Genomic DNA, 8,999 nt, shown 5'->3' with positions numbered 1-8,999 from the left:
TGCTTGTTTAACAAATTGAAGCACTATCGCAGGCTGGCTACACGATATGATAAGTTATCCTGCACGTTTGGAGCCTTCTTAACGCTGGCTTCTATTTTGCTATGGTTAAATTAGGTTTGAAGACACGCTCTAATCCCCCATCTCACTTATTCTCGGTATATGCCTACTTTGGCTCTGTTAATCTTCTCATATAAATCTCTTATTTATATGCACCTGCTAGAAGGTATATTTTCTGTGTATTCAGAGAAAATTTAACGCATAGGTCTTTATATAGGGCTTTTTTTGTTAATATCCAACAACAGGGCCCTAGGCCCTATGACAGATTACATTTTAATGATATATTGATAGATACTACAAAAGACTAATTACCCAGGGCTTGGGCTGGAGGATGTATGAAAAAGGAATCAAATCAAGACGAAACCAGTTATTTATTTAATGTTGATGTATTAGTTAAAGGTCGTTCGAATGTAGAGGCCCTTCAGTTCCTGCTTAATCTCTTAAGCCAAAACGAACAAATTGCGGATAGCCGCATTCAGTCTGGTATCGAACTTGGCAATTTAATTGAAGCTGCATTGTATCTAAAAAAACAGTCGGCCGTTAATAGCCCATCTGATGCAGCCGCTACGCTTGCGGAAAGATTCTCCAAAAAGAAGTCAGCCGCAGTTACAAACAAGACGCCCGTTATTCAAGAGATCAAACAATCCCACGTACAGCCAAAGCCTGCAACACAACAAGACCATAGTACGTATGAATGGATCAAACGCTATATACAAGACAATACACTTGTACGGCTAATCGTGAACCGCTATGGCGGACAGCGCAGCATTCCTTGCCGCATACTCAACTTGGATCATGATAATAGCCTGCTGAGTGTATATCATGTCGATGAGAAGCAAGTGTATTCCTTTAAAATGAACGAGATCGATGAAATCACATCATAAGTGTAACATCTCACTTAAAAACAATTAAGTATGAAAAAAGAGAATCGACAGGAAAGACGCAATGTTTTTCCTCGGTTCTCTTTTTGGTATGATCCAATAGGCTTTCTAGTCCTCTTTCTTTAGAGCAGCAGCAGCCCATGCCAAAAGTATCCATCCTGCAATAAAACATACGCCTCCCAATGGTGTAATTGCCCCCAGCACACGGATTCCGGTTAAACTTAGCACGTACAAGCTGCCAGAAAACAAAATGATACCCGTGAACAACAGACGCGCTGCCCATCTTAAACGGGTCGAAGGCCCCCACTGTCCGGCAGCCAACGCAACGATCAGCAAACCGACAGCGTGAATCATGTGATATTTCACACCGGTTTCATAGATGGCCAATGCATCCGCGTCGATCCGTGCTTTTACAATATGCGCTCCGAACGCTCCAATGGCTACTGCCAACATCATCATTATAGATCCTACCATTATCCATCTTCGTTGCATATTTTTATACTCCTTTTCACTGATCCTTTTACCCGAATGTTCTTCTTATTTTATCGGAATAGCATGAAGTTTACCAGCCAGTGTGTGGGAACAAACCGCATACCAAATTTGATGATTAACCCCTGTCTATTGAAGGGTAATGTGTAAGATGGCTTGCTTTTTTGCTTATTTTGTGGAAAATTAGTACCTGTTCGAACTATGTTCAAGGAGTTGAAAAAATGAGTAACCAAGATCCTAATTGGCAAAAGCCTGCTGCGTCTGAGGAGCACCCTGTTTTTTCAGAAGCTCCTGTTTTCCAGCCTCCGGTCAAGCTCAAACATTCCGGTCCCGGAATCGCCTCTTTTATTATGTCGCTCGTCAGTCTGATCGGATATATTATTTTGGCTATTATGGTCATTAATCTGATGGCTCATTTCAGCCAATACCAAACAATGAACCCGGAAGTCGCTTTGCAGCAAACTGGAACGGTTATGATTCCCTTTATTTTTTTAGGCAGCCTGCTGCTGAATTGTAGTGGACTTGTGGTCGGGATCATCGGCATTGCGTTAAAAAACCGTAAGAAAACCTTTGCTATTACAGGATTAATCATTAATGCACTCATTATTGTAGGCTTTATTGCACTACTTGCCATCGGTCTTTCCATTCCGAATAGCACAGCGGATATTTATCCTTCCTCCGTGCAATCTTTATGATTTTTCTGCATCTCACAGAGAGGATTTAAGGTATGAACAAAATTAAAATTTTTGCAGACAGTACCAGTGATGTCCCTGCCCACTGGCGCCAACAGTACGAGATTAGCATTGTGCCACTCTATACAGTATTTGGTGATGATGCATTGCAAGATGGGGTGAATATCCACCCAGAACAGTTATTTGAGCGTGTCAGCCGCGAGGGACGCTTACCTCGTACCGCTGCACCTTCTCCGGCAGATTTCATTCAAGCCTTTACGCCCTACATAGAACAAGGGGATGACATTTTATATATCAGTCTGTCTTCCGAGCTATCATCCACATACCAGAATGCGCTGCTTGCTGCCTCCGAATTCCCTGAAGGTCGCGTTACGGTTTTTGATTCCCTGAATTTGTCGTGCGGCTTTGGCCTGCTTGTGATGAAAGCTGCTCGCGCGGCAGCAAACGGCAGCACGATAGAGCAGATTGTAGACATGTTGACGGCAACCAGACCGCTAATCGACACAGAATTTGTCATTGATACACTCGAATACTTGTATAAAGGCGGAAGATGCTCAGGTATGCAAAATCTAATCGGCAGCCTGCTCAAAATTCGTCCCGTGATCAAAGTAATTGACGGAAAAATGACGCCTGCCTATAAAGTCCGCGGCAAACGTGAAAAAGCACTGGATCAAATGCTGCAAAATGCCCTGAAGCATCGGGATGTAATGGATAACGATATGATCATTGTCGTACATGCTTTGGCTGAAGAAGATGCGCTAATGCTGCAAGCACGCCTGCAAGAGGAAACGAACGCACAAGAGGTATTGCTAACAACAGCAGGCTGCGTCATATCCAGTCATTGTGGTCCACAAACGATCGGTATTATGTATGCCAAAAAAGCATAGTTTAACCAATCTTTAAACCTGCTACCCATTGGGTAGCGGTTTTTTTGGTTTTTTCCAGCAATTTAGCAATGAATAACTTTCCTCTTTTTGATAGTATTATTCGTCGAGTAACGATATATACACTTCCAATCTATCAAAAAAGAAGGTTATTGGGTATGAGTTCCAAACGATCGCGTTGGGTAACCAAACTTATTTTATCAGCAGCTACAGCCATCATTACATTATTCACCACATTCATTTCATACTTAGCCGCTCCGGCAGCAGCATCCGGCATAGCATTTCAAGATATTTCACACAGCTATGCCTATCAGTCTATTATCTCCCTGTATGCTAAAGGAATTTTAACAGGAACACAGCCTGGTTATTTCTCTCCTAAAAAGGCCGTTACCAGAGCCGAATGGGTTACCGCGTTGGACCGTACACTCGGTCTAGAACCTGTACAAGCAGTTGTTTCCTCCTATCGGGATGTTCCCAAACAGGCGTGGTACTACGGTTGGATTGAAGCGGCTTCGCAGCTTGATATCGTACAGGGAGGATCTTCCGCTACATTTCACCCTAATAGTCCTATAACGCGGCAAGAAGCAGCCTTAATGATTGCCCGTCTCATCCGCTCTTCGGGCGGATCAGGTGACGCTACTTCCTCTTTCACAGATCGTAACAAAATTGCAGATTGGGCTCTTGAAGGGGTAATCACCGTGAGTCGTTATGGCTTTATGAAAGGCGAAAACAATTATTTTCGTCCGGCATCTTCGCTTACTCGTGAAGAAACAGCGGCATTATTGGAACGTCTGCTGACGTATTCAACACAGCATGCTCGCCAAGCTGCTTCCACTGCTTCTTCGATTCGATTGGGCTGGCAATATGACCAAACCGTTCAGCAGTTTGAAAATACGGTGCTCCAATCCAACATCAACACCCTGTCACCACGCTGGTTTTTTCTAAACGAAACAGGCATTATCAGCGATTACACCAGTTCTTCGTTACTTACCTGGTCCAAACAACATCAAAAAAAGATCTGGGCTATGGTAGGCAACCGCTCCAACTTGGCGCTGACGCACCAAATTCTGTCCAGTGAGGTACTACGGGCTAAAACCATAACTCAACTTGCCAATGCTGTATCTGTATATGGTTTGGACGGGCTTGTCATTGATTTTGAAAATGTAGACGGTCAAGACCGTGCCTATCTTACATTGTTCATCCAGCAATTAAAGACTGCCTTGAAAAGTCAAAATGCGGTGTTAGCACTGTGTGTATCTCCTGATTATGGAACAGACTGGACTGCCGCTTTTGATTATGAACAGCTTGGCGTTGCGGCAGACTATCTCATCCTGATGGGATATGACGAGCATTGGGGAGGGAGCTCCATACCCGGCTCTGTGTCCTCACTGCCATGGCTGCGTGAAAGCGTGCGGCGCTTTGTACAAACGACCGATCCGGCGAAGGCGATTTTGGCGTTGCCGTTATTTACACGGAATTGGACACTTAACGCTAGCGGACAGTCAGTCGCTTCCTCTGATATTTCATTGGATCAGCAAAATCAGTTGGTATCCCGTAGCTCTTCCCAGCCGATCTGGCACGAGGATATTCAACAGTATACCGTATCATACAAAGATACCCAGCTCCATAAGCTATGGCTGGAAGAAGGGCGATCCTTTACACGCAAGTACCGTTTGGGTCAGGATGAGGGATTTGCTGGTTTCGCCTACTGGTATACAGGCGGCGCAAGCTCTGATCTGTGGTCCAGTGTGAAAAATGCGGACCGCTTTATACAGCGTGGCTTGTAAGATCAAAAGCCTTCAACCTCACGTGAAAAGTGAAGTTGAAGGCTTTTGCCGTACATACGTAATGCCAGCCTACGACCGATATGCAACTTGCCCGTTCACAACGGTCATTCGTACCTTAACATCCAGTAGAGCTTGGGGACCTTGCGACACATCGCGATCAATAACGGTAAAGTCAGCGGCTTTGCCTTCAGCGATTGTCCCTCTTTCATCAGCTTCGCCTGCTGCTACTGCGCTCCCCATAGTGAACAGATGAATAGCTTCGTGAACATCCAGCTTTTCAGCGGGAAGATAGCCCTCATGCATTTCTTCCGGCTTGGCGCGAGTCACTGCCGCATGTATACCCAAAAATGGGTTTAGCGGCTCGATCGGCGCATCACTGCCTCCAGCGCACGGAATACCTGCTTGCAGCAGCTTTTTCCAGGCATATAAATATTCGGTCCGTTCCTTCCCAACCCGATCCAGTACCCAAGGAAAGTCACTTGCGACAAAACGAGGCTGAATGTCCGCAATTAGCGGCAGCTTCGCCATTCTTTTGACCAAATCAGCCCTTAGCACCTGCCCATGAATCAGACGATCCGGCAACCCGCTTTCTTCCGTTAGTCCATGGGCCTCCATTGCTGTCAAAATCATGTCCGCCGCCCCATCTCCGATGGCATGTACCGCGACTGGAAAGCCTGCGGCTCTGGTTGCTGCCACCATTTGATTCAGCTCTGGCTGCGGTTGAATCGCCATTCCAGACGTACGTGGAGCATCACTATAAGGTTCGGATAATAAAGCTGTTCTCCCGCCAATAGCGCCGTCAGCGAATATTTTAATCGCACCGATTTTGAACCACTCATTGCCAGTTCCTGCACGCAGCCTTTGCACTTTCACTTCGTCCAAAAACGGATGATAGATGAGCTGGTGTGTGCGAAATGCAAGGCCTTCTTCTCTTAGCTCCCTGTAAATTCGCTGCATTGTCTCCACGCTGCCCAAAAAACGTAAATCCTCCGTGTGCGCAGCAGTTAGACCAAGCCGTAGCGCGTCCAGACAAGCTCGCCGGATCGTATCCTTCTTCACCGTATAATCCGGCTCTGGCTGTACGCTTGTAAAGGCAAAGGATGCTTCCTCATAAATTAATCCATTTAACCGACCATCTGCATCTCGTCCATAGGCACCCGAAGCCGGATCAGGGGTGTTCTCGTGAATACCTGCACGCCGAAATGCCTCTGAATTGGCCAAAAACGTATGAAAGCAAGTACGGGTCAGATAGACCGGGTGCTGATCTGTAATGGCATCTAGCTCCGCTATATTCGGAATTTCAACAGGTTTAAACGCATTTTCGTTCCAATTGAGTCCTAAAATCCACTCTCCTGGCGGTGTTACAGCGACTCGCTTGCGCAGCATAGCCAGCATTTCGTCCTTGGAAGTAGCTGAGGTCAGGTCCAGCATAGCCAGCTTCATACCATGCATAGACAAATGCATATGTGCATCGGTTAAGCCCGGCAGTACATGGGCACCTTCCCAATCCACGGTTTCATACTCTTTACCGGACAACTGCAATTCAAGCTCCCGGGCATATCCAATGGCCTGTATGCGGCCATCCTCTACAACTATGGAGTCTCCTTTGGAAGCCCAATCCCCATATAACCTGCCATGCCTAAACAAAACGAATGTCAACGTCACTCATCTCCTTTTTTCTAATGATATGCTTGATCTGGCTGCATATTAAGACAAGGCTGCCACTTCCAAACGTAGTGTATTTATATCTACCTGCTGTACCTCCTGTGCAAAATCATCATGAGCTGCACAGACAGCCATTTTATAATCCGGGTCCAGCTCATACTGCTTAAAATGGCAATACTCCGTAGTAAAGCCCTCTGTCGTGAAACCTATAGACGACTGGGCTTCCAGCTCGAATGAAAAAGACTTTAGCGGCAGCGTTAGTCCCTGTCCTTCGGCCTTTACAAAACTTTCCTTAAGCGTCCAAAGATCATAAAAATAAGATAAGCGACTCTCTGGTTCCTGACGCATTAATGCATCATACTCTGTGTCTGAAAAGCATACCCTGCCTACCTCAAAATCAATAGGACGGAGCTGTTCAATGTCGATACCAAGCGGATGATCGTCAACGGCGCATACTACCCATTTTCCCGAATGGGAAACATTAAAATGAAATGCCGGTGCATTCAACAAGGAGGGCTTGCCAAAAGCATTGTATGTAAACCGAAGGCTGACATTTGGTATTTTTAATTGGCGACAAGCCAACCACCTTAACAACACATCAGCGTATAATCCCCTCAAAGCATCTTCACGATGTAAAAAACGATCCAACTTGTGCTGTTTTTCCAGTGGGACCTGATGTACCAGTAATTCATAATGTTCCTCAGCCTGCGGCTTGGTCGTATCAATCGCGTATATTTCCATCGTCGCCTCCCGTATATCCTAATGAATTTCAGTATGTTTGTAATACTCCCCATTCGATGGAAGTCTGTCAAATTTGGATGATGCTTTCCATATATATGGTCAATATACTACTCTAGCACTTTCAATTCAATATGGATACAATTGGGATAGGCAGCTCTATCAAAGCTACTTCATAGGACCTACTAATGAAAGCGCTTTAAAATAACACATACAGAGGAGGACGAAACAATGAAATATGATTTTGCCCGCTTGCTGTGTATTATGCTTACTATTTTGCTTTCGTTAAGTATTTTTCAGATGTTCTCACCTAAGATTGCTTCAGCCGCTTCAACCAATGTTGTGAACGGCATTCAGTTCAAAGATACAAATGGAAACGTGGTTCATGCCCATGGGGGCGGGATGATTAAAGTAGATGGTTATTATTATTGGTTTGGTGAAAATCGTAATCCCAATGGTACGTTCAAGGCGGTATCCGCCTATCGTTCCACGGATTTAAAAAACTGGGAGTTTCGCAAAAACGTGCTGACTAGCAGTTCGGCCACCGAACTGAATGTATCAAATATTGAACGTCCGAAAGTGATTTATAACGAAAAAACACGTAAATACGTATTGTGGATGCACAAGGAAAACGGGATTAATTATAACGAGGCCCGAGTAGCAGTTGCCTCTTCGGATACCGTAGACGGCGATTATACGTATCAGGGCAGCTTCCGTCCGCTGGATTATGATTCGCGCGATATGACCGTATATAACGATAACGGTACTGCTTACCTGATCTCCGCTACCCGTGTCAACGCGGATCTGAACATTTATCGTTTGACACCGGATTTTCTACAAGTTGAATCCTTGGTGGCTACACTTTGGCCAGGACAATATCGTGAAGCTCCGGCGATGTTCAAAAAAGGAGATGTCTACTTCCTGATTACATCCGGAGCAACTGGTTGGAACCCCAATCAGGCCAAGTATGCTACCGCATCCAGTATTGAAGGAACCTGGAGCAATACGATGAACTTCGGGGATAGTACAACCTATGGTTCACAATCGGCCTACGTCATTCCTGTTGAAGGTACGCAGGCTACCTCGTACCTGTATTTGGGCGACCGCTGGGCGGGGGCTTGGAGTGGTCCTGTGCAGGACTCGACATATGTATGGCTGCCGCTGCGTTTTCCAACTGCGACTTCATTAGCCATGGATTGGTTCGACAGCATTAACATTGATACCGCCAGTGGTGTGGTGGAGGGCGTGACTACACCGATGGTCATCGACCCGAATGCTTATTATCAGCTGGTAAGCCGCAAGAGTAACAAGCCGCTAGGCATCATTGGCAATGCGACGACAGACGGAGCAGACTTGGAGCAGCGTGCAAATTCCGGTACACCAAGCCAGCAATGGCAGCTTAAGGATACAGGCGATGGATATTATAAAATTGTAAACCGGAACAGCGGGAAGCTGATTGGCGTTGAAAACGGTGCGACAGCGGACGGCGTAGTTATCGAACAGTGGAATGATGGGGGCTGGTCCAGTCAGCATTGGCAGCTGGTATCCGTAACCGGAGGTTATTACAAGCTGAAAAATCGGGCAACTGGCAAGCTGATCGACATTTCCGAAGGTGCGACCGCCGATGGAGCTAAAGCCATTCAATGGGGCGATAATGGCGGAACGAACCAGCATTTCCGTATAGTTAAAGTGGAATAGCTCAAAACATTTATCAAAGGGAGCCGTAATCCGAGCAGATCTTAGCGATCTCTAATGGATAAACGGCTGCCTTTTTATGCAAAAACAAAAAGACAGGTGATGTCTAGT

8 protein-coding genes and 1 pseudogene are annotated in these 8,999 nt (G+C 45.8%); 6 read left to right on the top strand and 3 right to left on the bottom strand.

Annotated features, from left to right (window positions below):
* Nucleotides 1–114, top strand: a pseudogene (locus AC5V8P_RS06380) (IS5/IS1182 family transposase); the annotation flags it as partial.
* Nucleotides 115–392: 278 nt separating this feature from the next.
* Nucleotides 393–941 carry a hypothetical protein gene (locus AC5V8P_RS06375; protein ID WP_063212968.1) on the top strand — a complete coding sequence of 183 codons (549 nt, stop codon included), beginning with the start codon at nt 393–395 and terminating at the stop codon, nt 939–941.
* 105 nt (nt 942–1,046) lie between these two features.
* On the opposite strand, the gene AC5V8P_RS06370 is transcribed toward AC5V8P_RS06375, so the two are convergent.
* Nucleotides 1,047–1,430, bottom strand: coding sequence for a DUF423 domain-containing protein (locus AC5V8P_RS06370; protein ID WP_064795206.1), 384 nt, complete (start codon nt 1,428–1,430; stop codon nt 1,047–1,049).
* Between the two features lie 218 nt (nt 1,431–1,648).
* Here AC5V8P_RS06370 and AC5V8P_RS06365 point away from each other — a divergent pair, with 218 nt between their 5' ends.
* The 3 genes from AC5V8P_RS06365 to AC5V8P_RS06355 all read left to right on the top strand — a co-directional run bounded on the left by AC5V8P_RS06365 (nt 1,649) and on the right by AC5V8P_RS06355 (nt 4,790).
* Nucleotides 1,649–2,122, top strand: a complete 474-nt coding sequence (locus AC5V8P_RS06365) for a hypothetical protein (RefSeq protein WP_064795207.1) — start codon at nt 1,649–1,651, stop codon at nt 2,120–2,122.
* Between the two features lie 32 nt (nt 2,123–2,154).
* Nucleotides 2,155–3,006, top strand: coding sequence for a DegV family protein (locus tag AC5V8P_RS06360; protein WP_063212971.1), 852 nt, complete (start codon nt 2,155–2,157; stop codon nt 3,004–3,006).
* Between the two features lie 155 nt (nt 3,007–3,161).
* The gene (locus AC5V8P_RS06355) at nt 3,162–4,790 is read left to right on the top strand and encodes an S-layer homology domain-containing protein (RefSeq protein ID WP_064795208.1); all 1,629 of its coding nucleotides are present in this window, start codon (nt 3,162–3,164) and stop codon (nt 4,788–4,790) included.
* A 69-nt stretch (nt 4,791–4,859) separates the two neighbouring features.
* Here AC5V8P_RS06355 and AC5V8P_RS06350 read toward each other — a convergent pair whose 3' ends face one another.
* Nucleotides 4,860–6,449, bottom strand: a complete 1,590-nt coding sequence (locus AC5V8P_RS06350) for an amidohydrolase (protein WP_064795209.1) — start codon at nt 6,447–6,449, stop codon at nt 4,860–4,862.
* A 48-nt stretch (nt 6,450–6,497) separates the two neighbouring features.
* Entirely contained in the window at nt 6,498–7,196 is a 699-nt protein-coding gene (locus AC5V8P_RS06345) for a 4'-phosphopantetheinyl transferase family protein (RefSeq protein ID WP_064795210.1), read from the bottom strand.
* A 228-nt stretch (nt 7,197–7,424) separates the two neighbouring features.
* Between AC5V8P_RS06345 and AC5V8P_RS06340 the strand changes: the two genes are divergently transcribed.
* Nucleotides 7,425–8,891: an RICIN domain-containing protein gene (locus AC5V8P_RS06340; RefSeq protein WP_064795211.1), complete on the top strand. Its 1,467-nt coding sequence runs from the start codon at nt 7,425–7,427 to the stop codon at nt 8,889–8,891.
* The last annotated feature ends 108 nt before the right edge of the window (nt 8,892–8,999 follow it).

The organism is Paenibacillus sp. N119s, assembly GCF_059447605.1.
Note: the sequence above shows the minus strand (reverse complement) of the source record. Positions and strands in the feature narration are given on the sequence as shown.